14 protein-coding genes and 1 pseudogene are annotated in these 13712 nt (G+C 61.3%); 9 read left to right on the top strand and 6 right to left on the bottom strand.

What is annotated here, in order from left to right; genetic code table 11:
* The first annotated feature begins 5 nt into the window (after window positions 1-5).
* Complete coding sequence (locus EFR00_RS21770) at window positions 6-866, top strand: LOG family protein (RefSeq protein WP_077991181.1); 861 nt, start codon at window positions 6-8, stop codon at window positions 864-866.
* 147 nt (window positions 867-1013) lie between these two features.
* On the opposite strand, the gene EFR00_RS21765 is transcribed toward EFR00_RS21770, so the two are convergent.
* A complete protein-coding gene (locus EFR00_RS21765; protein ID WP_077991179.1) occupies window positions 1014-1631 on the bottom strand; it encodes an EF-hand domain-containing protein in 618 nt (205 codons plus the stop codon).
* Window positions 1632-1738: 107 nt separating this feature from the next.
* The gene (locus EFR00_RS21760; protein WP_038686552.1) at window positions 1739-2452 is read right to left on the bottom strand and encodes a pyrimidine 5'-nucleotidase; all 714 of its coding nucleotides are present in this window, start codon (window positions 2450-2452) and stop codon (window positions 1739-1741) included.
* A 188-nt stretch (window positions 2453-2640) separates the two neighbouring features.
* On the opposite strand from EFR00_RS21760, the gene bchE reads away from it, so the two are divergent.
* From bchE to EFR00_RS21745, 3 genes are read left to right on the top strand one after another with little or no spacing between them, the layout of a single operon-like run.
* Window positions 2641-4170 (top strand): magnesium-protoporphyrin IX monomethyl ester anaerobic oxidative cyclase, encoded by a 1530-nt coding sequence (gene bchE, locus EFR00_RS21755; protein WP_077991178.1) that lies wholly within the window; start codon window positions 2641-2643, stop codon window positions 4168-4170.
* A 55-nt stretch (window positions 4171-4225) separates the two neighbouring features.
* Window positions 4226-5299, top strand: coding sequence for a bifunctional transcriptional activator/DNA repair enzyme AdaA (locus tag EFR00_RS21750; RefSeq protein WP_077991177.1), 1074 nt, complete (start codon window positions 4226-4228; stop codon window positions 5297-5299).
* On the top strand, window positions 5296-6066 hold the full coding sequence (locus tag EFR00_RS21745) for an isocitrate lyase/PEP mutase family protein (protein WP_077991176.1): 771 nt from the start codon (window positions 5296-5298) through the stop codon (window positions 6064-6066). Before EFR00_RS21750 ends, EFR00_RS21745 begins: the two co-directional genes overlap by 4 nt.
* A 55-nt stretch (window positions 6067-6121) precedes the next feature.
* Here the strand turns inward: EFR00_RS21745 and EFR00_RS21740 are convergent, their stop codons facing one another.
* Entirely contained in the window at window positions 6122-7270 is a 1149-nt protein-coding gene (locus EFR00_RS21740; RefSeq protein WP_077991169.1) for an alpha-hydroxy acid oxidase, read from the bottom strand.
* A 337-nt stretch (window positions 7271-7607) separates the two neighbouring features.
* A complete protein-coding gene (locus EFR00_RS21735) occupies window positions 7608-8546 on the bottom strand; it encodes an acyl-CoA desaturase (protein ID WP_009992781.1) in 939 nt (312 codons plus the stop codon).
* Between the two features lie 170 nt (window positions 8547-8716).
* Between EFR00_RS21735 and EFR00_RS21730 the strand changes: the two genes are divergently transcribed.
* Entirely contained in the window at window positions 8717-9082 is a 366-nt protein-coding gene (locus EFR00_RS21730; protein WP_009992782.1) for a metalloregulator ArsR/SmtB family transcription factor, read from the top strand.
* Between the two features lie 91 nt (window positions 9083-9173).
* Here the strand turns inward: EFR00_RS21730 and argB are convergent, their stop codons facing one another.
* Window positions 9174-10061, bottom strand: coding sequence for an acetylglutamate kinase (argB, locus tag EFR00_RS21725; RefSeq protein ID WP_012482454.1), 888 nt, complete (start codon window positions 10059-10061; stop codon window positions 9174-9176).
* A 145-nt stretch (window positions 10062-10206) separates the two neighbouring features.
* On the opposite strand from argB, the gene EFR00_RS21720 reads away from it, so the two are divergent.
* The 4 genes and pseudogenes from EFR00_RS21720 (at window position 10207) to EFR00_RS21695 (ending at window position 12496) form a co-directional block, all read left to right on the top strand.
* The gene (locus EFR00_RS21720; protein ID WP_420228741.1) at window positions 10207-10416 is read left to right on the top strand and encodes a sigma factor; all 210 of its coding nucleotides are present in this window, start codon (window positions 10207-10209) and stop codon (window positions 10414-10416) included.
* A gap of 325 nt (window positions 10417-10741) precedes the next feature.
* A pseudogene (locus EFR00_RS21705) lies at window positions 10742-11101 on the top strand (sigma-70 family RNA polymerase sigma factor); the annotation flags it as partial.
* Window positions 11098-11817 carry an anti-sigma factor gene (locus tag EFR00_RS21700; RefSeq protein ID WP_039617604.1) on the top strand — a complete coding sequence of 240 codons (720 nt, stop codon included), beginning with the start codon at window positions 11098-11100 and terminating at the stop codon, window positions 11815-11817. The pseudogene EFR00_RS21705 and the gene EFR00_RS21700, both read left to right, overlap by 4 nt.
* Before the next feature lie 124 nt (window positions 11818-11941).
* Window positions 11942-12496 carry a fasciclin domain-containing protein gene (locus EFR00_RS21695; protein WP_077991167.1) on the top strand — a complete coding sequence of 185 codons (555 nt, stop codon included), beginning with the start codon at window positions 11942-11944 and terminating at the stop codon, window positions 12494-12496.
* A 108-nt stretch (window positions 12497-12604) separates the two neighbouring features.
* On the opposite strand, the gene EFR00_RS21690 is transcribed toward EFR00_RS21695, so the two are convergent.
* Entirely contained in the window at window positions 12605-13681 is a 1077-nt protein-coding gene (locus EFR00_RS21690) for a sensor histidine kinase (RefSeq protein ID WP_039617606.1), read from the bottom strand.
* Between the last annotated feature and the right edge of the window lie 31 nt (window positions 13682-13712).

Genomic DNA, 13712 nt, shown 5'->3' with positions numbered 1-13712 from the left:
TGGACATGTCGAAGGGACGAAACGGCGGTTCTAGGCGTAAGGATGGCGTATGGGACCCGCTGAAAAGCAGTTCGACCGACCGGCAGCGGGCGCAAGCCGTGCCGAAGACGCCGCAGACGATGTCGCCGGCTTATCGTCTTGCCTATGTCGACGAGGATTTCCTCTGCCGCGAGGAGCTGCGGCCGATCCGCCTGCAGCTGGAACTGCTGAAGACCGAGATGATGCTGACGGAACGCGGCATCCGCTCCACCGTCGTCATGTTCGGCGGCGCCCGCATTCCTGCCCCCGGCCAGAGCGCCTGGGCGGCGCGCAACGACATCCAGCGCGCCAATCTGGAGGCGGCGTCGATCTATTATGACGAAGCCCGCAAATTCGCCCGGCTCTGCTCGAAATATTCGGCGAGCTTCGATTTCCAGGAATATGTCATCGTCACCGGCGGCGGTCCCGGCGTCATGGAAGCGGGCAATCGCGGCGCGGCCGACGAGGGCGCACCCTCGATCGGCCTCAACATCGTGCTGCCGCATGAGCAGGCGCCGAACGCCTATGTGACGCCGGAGCTCAGCTTCAACTTCCACTATTTCGCCATTCGCAAGATGCATTTCATGGTGCGCGCCAAGGCGATCGCGGTCTTTCCCGGCGGCTTCGGAACGCTCGACGAATTCTTCGAATGCCTGACGCTGATCCAGACCGGCCGCATGGAGCGCCTGCCGCTGATCCTGTTCGGAGAGGCCTTCTGGCGAAGCATCATCAATTTCGAAGCATTGGCCGAATTCGGCACGATCGCGCCTGATGACGTCAAGCTGATCAGCTTCGTCGACACGGCCGACGCCGCATGGAAGATCGTTCAGGATTTCTACGAGCACTGATGCATGTCGCCCGGAAGTGTGCATCGGTTCCGGGATTACGACATGCATAAAATGAAAAAGTTATAGCGCGTCGCATGGTTTCATCGACCCTTTGACATGGCTCTTTCCCCACCGGAGCGGGGAAAGAGGGCAATGGTTCGACGAGCCTTACAGAAGCGGCCGGTCGGGCATATCGTCGATCGAGATGACGCCGTCCTTGTTGCGGTCCATGCGGGTGAACAGCTTATCGAATGCGGCGACCGCTTCCTGTTTGGAAATCTGGCCGTTCTCGTCGGTGTCGGCCCGGCGCATCATCATCGAGGCGCGCATGAAATTGCCGCCATGGCGCATCCAGTGATGATCATCACGACCGCCGCGGTTCGGCCGCCCCGGCTCGCCGTCAGACATGTCGGCCGCGGCCTTCGCTTCCTTTTCGTCGCCGGTCTCCTGCTTGTGCTGATCTTTCATCGCCTGCAGCTGCGTCTGCCGGTACTGGCGGATTTCGCCGGGGGTCAGCGAGCCGTCATTGTTGGTGTCGATCGCGGCGAAGATCTTGTCGAGGCCGCTGGTCGCTTCCTCCTTGGAGACCTTGCCGTCCTTGTTCGCGTCGAACTCCTTGAGCATGCGGACATAGGTGATTTCGAGGAAGGCGTCGCGGCCCGGACCGTCCATGCCGGCATGATGCGGGCGCGGCCCGTTGCCCGGTGCGGCAAAGCTTGTCCCGGCGGCTGCGCCGAAAACGAGGACGGAGGAGAGCGCTGCCAGTATCAGCTTGTTGCGGTACATCGTGTTTCCCTTTCGTAAGGTGTCCCCTCACGAAAGACGCTATGGCAGCGGGCCGGAAAGACCCAGTTAAACATCGGTAAGCTGGGTGAAACTTTGGTAAGGTGACGTCAACCGGATCTGGTCACCTTGCCGAGAAATGCAGCAAGGTCATCGGTGACGAAATCGATGTGATCCTCTTCGCCGCTCGTCTTCTCCCACCACTCGACGACTGTCTCTTCCAGATTGCGCGGCACGAGCAGCACGGTCTGCATGCCGAGCGCTTTCGGCACCGTCAGATTGCGCGGCAGATCTTCGAACATCGCTGCCTTGCCCGTGTCGACGCGCTTCAGCGCAGCAAACTTGTCATAGGTCGCCTGCGCCGGCTTGGGCACGTAATCGGCGGCGACGATGTCGAAGATATCGTCGAAATGCTCCAGAATGCCGAGCGCTCCTGCCGTCATCTCGGCGTGCTTGACGCTGCCGTTGGTGAAGATGAATTTACGTCCCGGCAGCGCCTTGATCGCCTGCCCGAGTTCCGGCTGCGGCATCAGCGCCGAATAGTCGATTGCATGCGCCTTTTCGAGAAAGTCGTTCGGATCGATGCCGTGATGGATCATCAGACCCTGCAGCGTCGTGCCGTGCTCGAGATAATATTGCTTCTGCAGCTTGCGCGCCTCTTCTCGCTCCATCTGTAAGAGCGCGGCGACATAGGCGGTCATGTTCCTGTCGATCTGCGCGAAGAGATTGACATGATGCGGATAGAGCGTGTTGTCGAGGTCGAAAACCCAATCCGTAACGTGGTCGAAATCGGCTTTTTCGGGGGTGCGGTCGATCTTTGTCATGGCGGTCTTATGGCATGGCTGCCGTGGGAAACCAAAGGGCTTTTGCTCGAGTGTCCGCTTTCCCGTCGCCTTCTTAAAAATGCCGCTAGATTTTCACAACTTTAAAGAGATTCTGGCTGAATATCGCCATTGATCGCTGGTGACTTTCTGCCTGCGTCAGACAGGGGGACCCGCAAGGGTAAAGTCGCATGAAGATCGTTCTGATCAATCCGCCGCATACCGCGATCGGCAGCCGTATTCCCGATGATCACCTTCCACCGCTCGGCCTTCTCTCGGTCGCAGGTCCGCTGATCGATGACGGTCATGATGTCGGCCTCATCGATGCGGAATTCGGACCGCTGACCATTGCGGAAATCACCGACCGGATCACGGCGAACGGCCCTGATCTGGTGCTGATCGGCCATTCCGGCTCGACTTCGGCCCATCCTACTGCCCGCGCAATCGCGGAAGCGGTCAAGCGCTGCGATCCCGCCATCCGCATTGTCTATGGCGGCGTGTTTCCCACCTACCATTGGCGAGAGGTGCTGGCCGAGACCGAGGCATTCGAAATTGTCGTGCGAGGGGAGGGCGAGGAAACGATGCGGCGCCTCGCCGATGCCCTGGCCGCCAACCGTCCGCTTGATTCCATTGCCGGCGTCGCCTATCGCGACGGCCACGGCGAAGTCCAGGCAACCCAACCGGCGCAGGCGATCGCCGATCTCGATGCCTATCGCATCGGCTGGGAACTGATCGATCATGCCCGCTACAGCTATTGGGGTGGCAAGCGGGCGGTCGTTATGCAGTTCTCGCGCGGCTGCCCGCATCTTTGCAACTATTGCGGCCAGCGCGGCTTCTGGACCCGCTGGCGTCACCGCTCGCCTGAACTGTTTGCCCGCGAGATCGCCAGGCTTTATCGCGAACAGGGTGTCGAACTCATCAACCTCGCCGACGAGAACCCGACCTCGTCGCGCAAGGCCTGGCTGGCCTTCCTCGAAGCGATGATCGCCGAGAATGTGCCGGTGCAGATCGTCGGCTCGACGCGGGCGGATGACATCGTCCGCGACGCCGATATTCTGCACCTCTATCGCAAGGCCGGTGTCGTGCGCTGGCTGCTCGGCATGGAAAATACCGACGAGGCAACCCTGGCGCTGATCAAGAAGGGCGGAGCCAAGGCGACCGACAGGGAGGCAATCCGCCTTCTGCGTCGGCACGACATCCTCTCGATGGCGACCTGGGTCGTCGGTTTCGAAGAAGAGAAGCTCAGCGATCTCTGGCGCGGCTTCCGGCAATTGCTCTCCTACGATCCCGACCAGATCCAGGCGCTCTATGTCACCCCGCATCGCTGGACCCCTTTCTTCCGTATCGCCCGCGACCGGCAGGTGATCGAGGCCGATATCCGCAAATGGGATTACAAACATCAGGTCTTGAAGATGCGGTACCTCCACCCCTTCGTGCTGATCGCCTGCGTCAAGCTCATCGAGGTTGCGGTCCAGGCGCGGCCAAAGGCGCTGATGCGCATCCTCTTTCATCGCGACCGCGAGCAGCGCCATTCCATGCGCTGGTACACGCAGATGGGGCGCCGCGTCTGGTTTCATGAGGTTCTCGAATTTCTTTTCCGCCGCCGCCACCTAAAGAATGGCCCAACGCTCGAGAATTTCTGGGGCGCGCCGCAGGATGCCGAGGAGGAGTCCATGCTGCGCCCGCAGCGGCATATCAAAAGCCTCGACGCGGCGGAATAAAATAGACGCCTGATTTTCGGCGGACGCGACAGGCCCGGGATGCTAGAAAGCGGATATGCTTTTCGAACGCCCCGATGACGATATCCTCTATGACGCCCTGATCGCGCGTAGCGCCGATTACGAGGGTCAGGCCTATGTCTGCGTGAAGACGACAGGCGTCTTCTGCCGTCTGACCTGCCCGGCGCGCAAGCCGAAGCGGGAAAACACCCTGTTCTTCGAGACGATCGCCGCCTGCATGCATTCCGGCTTTCGTCCCTGCCGGCGCTGCAAGCCGCTGGAGCAGCCGGGCCGGGAGCCGATCGTCGATACCCTGCTTGCCCGGATCGACGACGAGCCGGAGGTGCGCTGGAGCGAAGACGAGCTCGTTCGCCGCGGCCATGATCCCTCGACCGTGCGCCGCGCCTTCAAGCGGGCGCTCGGCATGACATTCCATGATATCGTCCGCTACCGCCGGCTCGGCGAGGCGGCCAGGCAGCTCGCCGCCGGCGCGCGTGTCATCGATGCGCAGATCGACGCCGGATATGAATCGCCAAGCGGCTTTCGCTCGGCTTTCCAGCGGCTCGTCGGCAAGGCGCCGGCGCTTTCGCAGAACCGCGAACTGCTCTTTGCCGATTGGTTCGACACCCCGCTCGGGCCGATGATCGCGGTTGCCGACAAGACACATCTGCATCTTCTCGAATTTCACGATCGCAAGGCGCTGCCGGCCGAGCTCGAAGCGCTGCAGAAACGCGTCCGCTCCTCGGTCGCGATCGGCCGCACCCCTGTCATCGATCAGATCGGAGCGGAGATCCGGGATTATTTCGAGGGGCGGCTCAGCCTCTTCAGGACGCCGTTGGCGCTCGGCGGCACGCCCTTCGAAAAACATGTCTGGGCAAAGCTGATGGAAATCCCTGTCGGCAAAACGCGCACCTATGGCGATCTTGCAAGGGAGATGGAAAGGCCGGAGGTGGTGCGCGCCGTCGGCCGCGCCAATGGTGCCAACCAGCTGGCCATCATCGTGCCCTGCCATCGTGTCCTCGGCGCAGACGGGTCGCTGACAGGCTACGGCGGCGGGCTTTGGCGCAAGCAATGGCTGCTGCGCCATGAAGAAAAGATCAGCACGCAAGCAAAGACGGAGGAGACAGCATGAACCAGACTGAAAAGGCCAAGGCATTCCACGCGCTTCACCAGAAGGGCAATCCGATCGTGCTCTACAATATCTGGGATGCCGGCACGGCGAAGGCTGTGGCGGAAGCCGGCGCCAAGGCGCTCGCGACCGGAAGCTGGTCGGTCGCCGCGGCCCACGGTTTTGCCGACGGCGAGAAGCTGCCGATGTCGGTGCTTGTCGAGACGGCAAAATCCATCGCGGATTTCGTCGACCTGCCGCTTTCGGTCGATTTCGAAGGCGCCTATTCGGCGGAGCCCGAGGGGGCGGCGGCCAACGTCGCCAGGCTGGTCGAGGCCGGCGCCGTCGGCATTAATTTCGAAGACCGGGTGGTTGCCGGCGAGGGGCTCTACCCCGTCGAGAGCCAGGCGGCCCGCATCCGCGCCATTCGCGCCATGGCCGACGGCAAGGACATCCCCTTCTTCATCAACGCCCGTACCGACCTCTTCCTGGCCGAGAGCGATCTTGCAAAACATGCCGGTCTGGTGGACGAGGCGATCGAGCGCGGCAGGGCCTATGCGGCCGCCGGCGGCAACGGCTTCTTCGTGCCCGGGCTGATCGATCCCGGTCTGATCGAAAAGATCTGCGCGGCATCGTCGCTGCCGGTCAATGTCATGATGCGGGCGGGCGCCCCCGATGTGAAAACCCTGGCACGGCTCGGCGTCGGCCGCATCAGCTATGGGCCGGGGCCTTACCGGTCGATGATGGATAAGCTGAAACAGGAAGCGGCGGCGATTTACAGCCTGCTCTGAGATCTTTGCGGGCCGCATCCGCATGAAAGGCTGCGGCCCGAAAACGACATCCCGCTCAGGACCGGAAGCGCAGATTGCTCCGCGTCAACTGGTCGACGGAGGTGCAGCCCATCAGCTTCATGCCGCGTTCGATCTCGGTGCGCATCGTCTCCAGCGCCCGTTCGACGCCGGGCCGTCCGGCCGCCGCAAGCGGGAAGAGATAGTAGCGGCCGAGGCCGACGGCCTTTGCCCCCAGCGACAGGGCCTTGAGAACATGCGTGCCTCGCTGCACGCCGCCATCCATCATCACGTCGATCCGGTCGCCGACGGCATCGACGATCTCTGCGAGCTGATCGAAGGCACTGCGCGAGCCGTCGAGCTGGCGCCCGCCATGATTGGACAGCACGATGCCGGTACAGCCGATTTCGACGGCGCGTTTGGCGTCTTCGACCGACATAATGCCCTTCAGGCAGAAATGCCCGCCCCAGGCCCGCACCATCTCGGCCACGTCGTCCCACGACATGGAGGGGTCGAGCATTTCGGTGAAATAGCGGCTGATCGACAGCGCCCCGCCATCCATCTTGACGTGGTTTTCGAGCTGCGGCAGCCGGAAGCGCTCATGCGTCAGCCAGTCGATCGCCCAGGAGGGTTTGATCGCAAACTGCGTCATGCCGGCGAGATTGAGCTTGAAGGGGATGGCAAAACCCGTGCGCTTGTCGCGCTCGCGGTTGCCGCCGGTAATACTGTCGACCGTCAGCATCATTGCCTGCACGCCGGCATTTTTCGCCCGCGCCATCATCTCGTGGTTGAGACCGCGGTCCTTGTGGAAGTAGAACTGATAGACCTGCGGTCCGGCGCTGATCTGCCGGGCTTCCTCCAGGCTGATCGTGCCGAGCGAGGAGACGCCGAACATCGTGCCGTGTTTGGCCGCCGCCGCCGCGACCGCCCGCTCCCCCTGATGGTGAAACAGCCGCTGCAGCGCCGTCGGCGAGCAATAGACCGGCATCGCCAGCTTCTGCCCCATGACGGTCACCGACATGTCGATGTCGGCCACCCCGCGCAAAACGTTGGGCACCAGATCGCAAGCATCGAAGGCTGCGGTATTGCGCCGATAGGTCACCTCGTCATCGGCCGCACCGTCGATATAATCGAAGATCGGCCCGGGAAGCCGCCGTTTGGCCATGCGCCGGAAATCGTGAAAATTATAGCAGTCTGTAAGGCGCATCTGTTTTCTCGACCCAGTTAGTTTTCGGGGGCAACCTAAAGCACGATTCGAAACCTTGCCAAGGCTAGATCGTGCGATTTGCGGCCTGTCGGCTGATATTGCTGTCTGGGTGGGCTTGCAGGCGGACGATGATCTGCGGCGGCCTCCGACGTGTCTCATGCAGAGGCTGTGCCGTCTCTCCCCGGCCTGTGCCTCGGCGCGCCATTCTCCAACCTCCCTCATCCTGAGGTGCGCAGCCCGCAGGGCGAAGCCTCGAAGGACACGCCGCAGCGCCGCTCCTTGCATTCGTCAGCTGCTGGCCCAGGATTGCGTCGGCAAACGCACCCAAAGCCAATGTTCAAAACTGTTCGACAGGATGAGCCCCACCAGCGTCTCCGGAGATTTCAACACGTCTCAACCCTTCCCGCGGCACGATTGTGTGCGGAAGCTTGATCGCCGAAGCCAGACCGAGCTCTGCCAGCAGCCGGATAAAATGCCAGCCGAGGTCCAGCTGCCCCGGCTCGATGCCGAGCCGCGCCGATTCCGGAAAGGCATGATGGTTGCCGTGAAAGCTCTCGCCGAAGGTCACCAGCCCGAAACGCGGCAGATTGTATCCCTGCACCGCGACGTCATCGACGCTCCAGCCTTGATGGCCGTTCCGATGAGCGAAATGACCGACCAGCCAGTGTCCGGTCAGCGACACCGAGATCCGCACGGCAATCCCCCAGACCAGCCACGGCAGTCCGCCGAGAATGAGGAGCACGAGTCCCAAGGGAATTTGCTGCGCCATCCATGTCGACTCCAGGAGGCGATAGAAGCGGTCGCGCCGGACACGCTCTTCAATGACGAAACGTGGCGGTTCGTCGAGCGCCACGGCGCAATGCATCTGCCAGAAGGCGTCGGTGAAGAAGGGCCGCCGATGGGCATAGAGGTCATGGCAGTCTCGTTGCCGTTGCGCCCAATCGCGAATGTCGTGGGCGTAGATCATGCCGAAGGGACCGGCCATGCCGACCAGCGTGCCGAGATAGACGAGTAAGTGCTCGATCCAGAGAGGGGTGCTGAAAGAACGATGGAGCAACAGCCGATGCATGCCCACCGAATGACCAAGGCAGATCGTGATGGCGGTCAGGAGGACAAAAACGGCAAAGGCGCTCCAGGTGAAAGTCAGCGGCCCGCCGATAATGGCAACCAGGGTCATGGCAGAGATCCAGACCGACTTTGCCGGCATCCAGACCACTCTGCCCTTCACGGGATCGCTGCTATCGTCGATCATGCGTCCGGTGGAAATACTGCTCATGACAAACCCCTTCCCATCGGGCGCATTCTCCACTTGAAAATCGCCCGGCAATTCGTTAATTAAGCAATTACCTAATTACCTTGCGCCAAGAAAAACAATTAAGCAATACACTAATTGCTTAATTGTTTCACAGATCGACGCGATGATTGCCGCAGCCACGGAGACCGGCTTTGGAAGACGAGACTTTCGATGAGACTTCAGAAGGCAGCTCTGTCGGCGCCGCCCAGCGTGTATTCCATGCACTTTCCAGTGCGCCGCGGCGGAAGATTCTCGCCTATCTCTCGGCATCGGGCCTGACCGCCGGCGAGATCGCCGACCGTTTCAATATGTCCAAGCCGGCAGTTTCGCAGCATCTTTCCATACTGGAAACTGCGGGGCTGATCAGACGGGAAAAGCAGGGTCAGTTCGTTCACTATTCCTTGATCGAGAACAATCTCGTCAATACGCTCAACGGCTTCGTGCAGGAGGTCTGCCCGGTCGGTCGGCCGATCAAGAAAGAAAGCCAGGCGCGCGCCCGCGCCAAAGAATCGCCTTGAGTGTGAATTCGAGTCACTTCCTGACTTTGGAGAAATCAGGAAACGTCCGGCGTGAGAAGAGATGCGCCCTTGTTCCCGAGCGCAGCCTCGATCAGGGAACGATCAGTGTCCCGATGCCGTGCTCGGTGAAGATTTCGAGCAGGACGGAATGGGCGGTCTTGCCGTTCAGGATGACCACGCCCTGGACGCCGGCCTTGATCGCGTCGATGCAGGTCTCGACCTTCGGGATCATGCCGCCGGAGATCGTGCCGTCGGCGATCAGCGCATGCGCTTCGGCGACGGAAAGCTCCTTGATCAGCTGGCCGTTCTTGTCGAGAACGCCGGGCACGTCGGTCAGGAACAGCAGGCGGGTGGCGTTCAGCGCCCCGGCAATGGCGCCGGCGAAGGTGTCGGCGTTGATATTATAGGTCGCACCGTCGCGGCCGGGGGCGACCGGGGCGATGACCGGGATCATTTCCGAGCGGGCAAGCAGATCGAGCAGCGTGCGGTCGACCTCGACCACCTCGCCGACAAAACCGAGGTCGAGCACGCGCTCGATATTGGAATCCGGATCCTTGATGGTCTTGCGCGCCTTTTCGGCGAAGACCATGTTGCCGTCCTTGCCGCAAAGGCCGATCGCCCATTCGCCGGTCTGGTTGATGAGCGCGACAATCTCCTTGTTGATCGAGCCGGCGAGCACCATCTCGACGATCTCGACCGTCTTCTGGTCGGTGACGCGCAGCCCGCCTTCGAATTTCGATTCGATGCCCATCTTGTTCAGCATGGCGCCGATCTGCGGACCGCCGCCGTGAACGACGATCGGGTTGACGCCCGACTGCTTCAGAAGCGCGATATCACTGGCAAAGGCCTTGCCGAGTTCGGGGTTGCCCATGGCGTGACCGCCGTATTTCACCACGATCGTCTTGTTTTCATAACGCTGCATGAAGGGCAGCGCCTGGGCGAGAAGACGTGCCTGGATTTCGCTTTCGGACTCGTTCATGGGAACCCCGCAGGAATTGATCGCGGCCTTTTATCGCAACTTTCCGACAGAGGGAATAATCCAGAACGCAATAGTTTTTCGTATGTGGCACGGAGACCGAGGGTTCGCCTCGGCCGCACGGTGCAAGCACGATATGAGGAACGGCATGCAAGGCGATGAGATCAAGGACCTGATCGGCCGCGTCGCGCTCGGCGACCGCACGGCATTCGCTGCCCTCTACCACCAGACCGCACCGAAACTTTTGGCAATCTGCCTGCGTATCTTGAAGGACCGCGGGCAAGCCGAGGAAGCGCTGCAGGACGTCTATATCAGCATCTGGCAACGCGCCCGCAGCTTTAGAGCCTTTCCTGATTAGATTGAAGCATTCTGCCGGAGCAGGTTTTCGTCAGGGCAGAGGCGATTGGCGACGGGCATACCCCAAGGTATGTCCGAGCCGATCGCCTCTGATCCTGGCGGAAAGATGCCCGGCCCACCGGCCGCACCGCTTCGCTATGGCGAAGCGATAAGTGCGTCCGGCGATTCCCAAGTCTTGCAGATTTGCCTGGGAAATCTGCGGGAGGGTTGGCTGAAACGGGCCGGCTGATCGACCGGCCGGCTTGGTCGTAGAGCTGGGCTACGACGCGCGCCGGCCGGTCGACCATCCGACTCCGTTTGAGCCAACAGAATGCTTCAATCTAACCAGGAAAGGCTCTAAGGCCGCCTCGGGCTCATCCTCGGCGTGGCTTTCGGCAATTGCCCGCAACCGGTCGATCGATCTGCTGCGCGCCCGCAAGCCCGGCGCCGACGAACTCGACAGCGCTTACGATCTTGCCGATTCCGCACCCGACCCGGAAAGGCAGACAGTGACGAGGGATGAAGGAAGGCGGATTGACACCTGCATGGAAGAGTTGGAAGCTGATCGTGCGGTCGCGGTGAAACGGGCTTATGTCGAAGGGCTGAGCTACCAGGAACTGGCCGATCAGTTTGGTGTACCGCTGAATACGATGCGGACTTGGCTCAGGCGCAGCCTCTTGAAACTGAGAGAGTGCATGGAACGATGACATCGCCCGACAAAAGCAAGGGAGACCGCTCTCGAGACGAAGTTCTCGCCGGCGAGTATGTGTTGGGCGTCCTGTCGCTGCAGGACCGCCGGGTGGTGGAAGAGCGCATGCGCCACGATCGCACATTTGCGGCGATCGTCAGCCGTTGGGAAGCCAATCTCTCCGCCTTCAACGACGAATATGACGGCGTCGCGCCGAACCGCGAAACCTTCAAGCAGATCGAGTCCCGGCTGTTCGGCGATGCCGGCAAGCCCGCCTCCTTCTCGCATGGACTGTGGAATTCGGCGGTCTTCTGGCGCTCGCTGGCCTTCGCGTGCATCGTCGTCGCCGTCAGCGCCGTCATCTTCGCCTCCGGCGTTGTGCCGCAGCCAGAGGGGCCGGCACCGTTGGTAGCCGAGCTTTCCGGTGAAAACAACGCGATCAATCTCCGCGCATCCTACGAGCTGCAAAGCGGCCGGCTGAAGATCGTGCCGGTCGCTGCCGGCAAGCCGGAGGAGAAATCGCTGGAACTCTGGCTCGTGCCGGGCGGCGGCTTGGCAAAATCGCTCGGCGTCTTTCAGCCCGGCGAAAGCGGTGAGCTCGTCATTCCCGCCGAACTGCGCAACCATGTCACCGATGGCGCAAGCCTTGCCGTCAGCCTCGAACCCTTCGGCGGCTCGCCGACCGGACAGGCGACCGGCCCGATCGTCGCAAGCGGCAAGGTGCACCGGCCATAGGCCCGCGCGTCCGCAAATCAATTTCTCCTGTCTGAAACTCTTCGGCGCGGACCTCCGTAGTTCGAAATATCCGGCGACGCTCAGGCATAAAGCCCCGCGGATGATGTCCGGTGAGGAGAAAATCATGATCAAGTCCCTCTTGCGCGGTTTCGCGCTCGCCACCGTCCTTTCTGCTGTCGCCTTTGCCGCCGCCAAGAACCCAATGGTTGGCGGCGCGGCGATGTTCGACAGCAAGAACATCATCGAAAACGCCACGAATTCCAAGGATCACACGACGCTGGTTGCTGCCGTCAAGGCCGCCGGCCTCGTCGGCACACTCGAGGGCAAAGGCCCATTCACCGTCTTTGCGCCGACCAACGAAGCTTTCGCCGCTCTGCCGAAAGGCACCGTCGAGACGCTGCTGAAGCCGGAAAACAAGGCGACGCTGACGAAGGTCCTGACCTGCCACGTCGTGGCTGCCGATGCGATGGCCGAGACCGTCGCCAAGATGATCAAGGCTGACGGCGGCGAACACGACATCAAGACCGTCGGCGGCTGCGTGATCAAAGCCCGGGAAAATATGGGCAAGATCACCCTGACAGACGAGAACGGCGATGTCGCGCATGTGACGATCGCCGACGTCAAACAGTCGAACGGCGTAATCCACGTCGTCGACAAGGTGCTACTGCCGAAAATGTAAGTGTGTGCATCGGCGGAAGGCGCGCTCGTCGGGCGCGCCCCAACCGACTGCGGATAGTGCCCAGCGTCAAGCGTTTCGGCGAATAGGGCGCCAGCACCACTGACACAGCTATTGGGCCGCTTCGATCCTTGGGAAAACGAGCGAGACACTCATGCCAGTGCCGGGGGAAGAGCTTACTTCGATCTCGGCGCGGGCGTTCTGTTTCAGGGATTGGATGATCATTGCGCTCAGTTTTCCGGGGTTCGGCCAGGCTGCATCCTGAGGAAGGCCGACCCCATTATCGGCGACGGTGATCCTGCATCCGGTTTCGCTGACGACACAGCGCAGAGTGATCTCTCCGCTATCCCGCCCCACGAAGGCATGCTTGAACGTATTGGTCAGCAGCTCGTTAATGACGAGTCCGGCAGGCATCGCCACGTTCACAGAAACCGGCCAGGTGTCCACCTTCATGTCGAGCCGGATGCCTTCCACAGCGTGGGCGGCCATAACCGACGCGGCGATCTGGCTCACATAGCTGCCGAGATCGATCATCGCGCCCTTCTCGTCGTCCGACAGTGCGCGATAGAGGAGAGCCAAGGCTTCAATCCGACCCGCAAGACGTGCGAACCGCTCGCTTTCCTCGTTCTTTTGAGCATTACGCGCTTCCATTCGGATCAGCGCCGTTATCATCTGCAGATTGTTCTTCACGCGATGCTGAAGTTCTCGAAGAAGGACATCCTTCTCGGCCAGCAGCTCGCTGAAGCTCTGGCCACCCGTCACCTCATTGCGGGCAGCAAAGGCGACCAGACGAAACAGCGGGATGTCATCATCGTTGACGATCGTGTTCGACCACACGTCGATAATCACACTGCTTTCGGGTTCTGCCACGAGCGAGAAGGCGCCAATATATTCCTCCGCCGTGGTCACAGCGGCTGTAAGCGTTGCCTCGCCGGAGACTGCAGTGCAATTCACCTCGATGTCCGACCAGCGCTTCCCCTCCACCTGTGTGGCGGTGAGCGCTGTCAGCCGTTCGAATTCGAGGTTGACGTAGACTAGCTTCTCACAGGTGCCGAGCTCGGAGACCGCCACTGCAAACGGAACATGATCGAGAAAGTGTCGAAACCGGTCATCGTCGAGGGCTTCGGCAAGATGGGGTAGGTTGCCGACGCCTTCTGGCGAAAGGGCTTCGTCTGTGCTGTCTGTCATGAATGATTTCTCGCGGACGCCGCTGCTCTTC

This window comes from Rhizobium sophoriradicis (genome assembly GCF_003939025.1).
Taxonomy (GTDB): domain Bacteria; phylum Pseudomonadota; class Alphaproteobacteria; order Rhizobiales; family Rhizobiaceae; genus Rhizobium; species Rhizobium sophoriradicis.
Note: the sequence above shows the minus strand (reverse complement) of the source record. Positions and strands in the feature narration are given on the sequence as shown.

Bases quoted from the DNA above. Each gene is read 5' to 3' on its own strand.
- EFR00_RS21740 (WP_077991169.1), bottom strand. From the start codon at position 7,270: ATGCGCCTTACAGACTGCTATAATTTTCACGATTTCCGGCGCATGGCC.
- EFR00_RS21750 (WP_077991177.1), top strand. From the start codon at position 4,226: ATGCTTTTCGAACGCCCCGATGACGATATCCTCTATGACGCCCTGATC.
- EFR00_RS21765 (WP_077991179.1), bottom strand. From the start codon at position 1,631: ATGTACCGCAACAAGCTGATACTGGCAGCGCTCTCCTCCGTCCTCGTT.
- EFR00_RS21770 (WP_077991181.1), top strand. From the start codon at position 6: ATGTCGAAGGGACGAAACGGCGGTTCTAGGCGTAAGGATGGCGTATGG.
- argB (WP_012482454.1), bottom strand. From the start codon at position 10,061: ATGAACGAGTCCGAAAGCGAAATCCAGGCACGTCTTCTCGCCCAGGCG.
- EFR00_RS21735 (WP_009992781.1), bottom strand. From the start codon at position 8,546: ATGAGCAGTATTTCCACCGGACGCATGATCGACGATAGCAGCGATCCC.
- EFR00_RS21695 (WP_077991167.1), top strand. From the start codon at position 11,942: ATGATCAAGTCCCTCTTGCGCGGTTTCGCGCTCGCCACCGTCCTTTCT.
- EFR00_RS21690 (WP_039617606.1), bottom strand. From the start codon at position 13,681: ATGACAGACAGCACAGACGAAGCCCTTTCGCCAGAAGGCGTCGGCAAC.
- EFR00_RS21700 (WP_039617604.1), top strand. From the start codon at position 11,098: ATGACATCGCCCGACAAAAGCAAGGGAGACCGCTCTCGAGACGAAGTT.
- bchE (WP_077991178.1), top strand. From the start codon at position 2,641: ATGAAGATCGTTCTGATCAATCCGCCGCATACCGCGATCGGCAGCCGT.
- EFR00_RS21760 (WP_038686552.1), bottom strand. From the start codon at position 2,452: ATGACAAAGATCGACCGCACCCCCGAAAAAGCCGATTTCGACCACGTT.
- EFR00_RS21745 (WP_077991176.1), top strand. From the start codon at position 5,296: ATGAACCAGACTGAAAAGGCCAAGGCATTCCACGCGCTTCACCAGAAG.
- EFR00_RS21720 (WP_420228741.1), top strand. From the start codon at position 10,207: ATGCAAGGCGATGAGATCAAGGACCTGATCGGCCGCGTCGCGCTCGGC.